We start from the raw sequence: 2391 nt of genomic DNA on the forward strand, positions 1-2391 counted from the left end.
GTAAGCGTCCGCCGAAGTCACCTTGCGTGACTCAGGCGGGCATCCACCGATGCGGCAGCAGTTGATCAATCTCACTGGCACGCTGCGTCGGCAGCCGCGTCAGTACATCTTTGAGATAGGCATACGGATCATGCCCATTCATGCGTGCTGACTGGATCAAGCTCATGATCGCGGCTGCCCGCTTACCGCTGCGTAGTGACCCGGCGAACAACCAGTTCGAGCGTCCAAGTGCCCATGGCCTTATCTGATTTTCGACCGCGTTATTATCGATGGGCACAGCGCCGTCCTCGAGATATCGAGCCAGTGCCGTCCAGCGCCTGAGGCTGTAATCCAGAGCTTTGGCAATAGCCGATCCTTCGGGCACAAGATCGCGCTGGGCCATCATCCAGGTATGTAGTGCGTCGATAATGGGTGCCGCTTTTTCCTGACGTATTCGCCAGCGATCTTCGTCGGTCATTTCCCGCGCTTGCCGTTCGATTTCGTACAAGCTGCCAATTGAGTGCAGCGCCTGTTCGGCCAGTTGGCTTTTGTTCGTCGCGTGCAGATCGAAGAACTTGCGGCGCGCATGGGCCATGCAGCCAATTTCGGTGATGCCTTGCTGGAAGCTTGCCTTGTAGCCGGCGAAATCGTCGCACACCAGCTTGCCATCCCACTGGCCAAGGAAGTTACGTGCATGCTCGCCCGCACGGCTCGGGCTGAAGTCGTAAACGACTGCCCTGACCGCCGAAAACGGCGTAGTGCAGTAGGCCCAGACGTAAGCACGGTGGGTCTTCTTCTGGCCCGGCGCGAGCATTTGCACTGGCGTTTCGTCGGCGTGGATCACGCCTTCGGCAAGTACCGTTTCGCGTAGCACATCGACCAACGGCTGGAGCTGCACGCCGGTCTGGCCGACCCATTGCGCCAGTGTCGAGCGGGCGATAGCCAGGCCAGCGCGGCCAAAGATTTTCTCTTGGCGATACAGCGGCAAATGGTCGGCGAATTTGGCCACCATCACGTGAGCCAGCAGCCCTGCGGTCGGTATACCCTTGTCGATTACCTGGGCCGGAACCGGTGCCTGAGTCAGCGTTTCACACTCGCGGCAGACCCATTTCCCGCGCACATGCTGCTCCACGGTGAACACGCCCGGCGTGTAATCCAGCTTCTCGCTGACGTCCTCGCTGATCCGCTGGAGCTGGCAGCCGCAGGGGCATTGGGTGTTGTCGGGTTCGTGATAAATCACGGTACGCGGAAACTGCGCAGGCAAAGGAACACGCTTGGGCTGCTTGCGTGGCTCGGCCGACGCAGCCGGCGGATTCAACGCCTTCAGCTCGGCGTCAATGGCCGCGATATCGGTGTCGAGCAGATCATCGAGCAGGCTGCCTTGAGCAGGGCTCAATTGCTCACTGCGCTTGGCAAACTTGTTACGTTTGAACCAAGCGATTTCGTGGGTGAGTTGCTCGATGATGGTTTGGTCGCGGTCGTTCTTCTTGCCCATCCTGTCGACTTGCAGCCCGAGAGAATCAACCTGCGACAGCAACTGCGCCGCGAAGGCGCGCAGTTGGTCGGGGGTCATCTGATCGAGATTGGGCGAGGAAGTCATGCCCTGGATTTTACCAAAGCAGGTCGCTTGCGGCAGTAGGCCAAGGCGCTAATTACAGCTTTTTAAAGCAGTGTGATTGCACCGCCAACCCCAACACGCTGCCAAGGTAGGCCGAGCACCAACGCTTGAAGTTGCTCAGCATCCAGCTCTATCTCGTAGCCATTACGAATGCCGGGCCAGTGAAACTTGCCTTGGTTCAACCGGCGAGCAGCCAGCCAGACGCCAATCCCATCATGCACCAGCACTTTCATACGAGTGGCGCGGCGGTTGGCGAACAGATAAGCGCAGTGCGGCTTCGCCGCACCGAACACCGCGATCACCCTGGCCAGCGCAGTTTCAGTGCCGGCACGCATGTCCATGGGGTCGGTGGCGAGCCAGATGGCATCGATGCGAATCATTGAGTGAGCCCACGGACAAAGCGGGCGCAGCCTTCAGGATCGGACGTTGGCCATTTCACTGAGATCGATTGCTCGCCAAATGGCAGCTCAATAACCGCCAACGCTTCCGTTTGCCGTTTGGGCGTAGCTCTCAATGGAATGAAAGCTGGCAACGCCGCTGGCGACTGATCTCGATAAAGCGGTAGCCACTTGCGGATAACGTTGGCGTTGATGCCGTGGCTGATGGCAACGCTGGATAGGGTTGCGCCCGGTTGCAGGCATTCCTGAACAACCTGGGCCTTGAAGGGTTTCGGGTAAGAGCTTCGTTGGCGCATGGAAATCCTGACGTTAAGGGCGATCGCGTCCGCTTAAAAATACGCGGACACCATCGCCCTTAATGCTGGAGTTCGGAAGGTGTGTTGGCTGGACGCTTAC

Annotated in this window: 3 protein-coding genes; all 3 read right to left on the reverse strand. The window is 58.9% G+C overall.

Translation table 11 applies throughout. The features are described from left to right. Positions 1-31: 31 nt before the first annotated feature. Complete coding sequence (locus tag QMX98_RS34075) at positions 32-1579, reverse strand: IS66 family transposase (RefSeq protein ID WP_115148494.1); 1548 nt, start codon at positions 1577-1579, stop codon at positions 32-34. Positions 1580-1641: 62 nt separating this feature from the next. Further along, positions 1642-1977 (reverse strand): IS66 family insertion sequence element accessory protein TnpB, encoded by a 336-nt coding sequence (gene tnpB, locus QMX98_RS34080; RefSeq protein ID WP_045062372.1) that lies wholly within the window; start codon positions 1975-1977, stop codon positions 1642-1644. Continuing rightward, the gene (locus tag QMX98_RS34085) at positions 1974-2291 is read right to left on the reverse strand and encodes a transposase (RefSeq protein WP_082069254.1); all 318 of its coding nucleotides are present in this window, start codon (positions 2289-2291) and stop codon (positions 1974-1976) included. Before QMX98_RS34085 ends, tnpB begins: the two co-directional genes overlap by 4 nt. Positions 2292-2391: the final 100 nt, after the last annotated feature.

This window comes from Pseudomonas sp. PS02303 (assembly GCF_029959925.1).
GTDB lineage: Bacteria > Pseudomonadota > Gammaproteobacteria > Pseudomonadales > Pseudomonadaceae > Aquipseudomonas > Aquipseudomonas mandelii.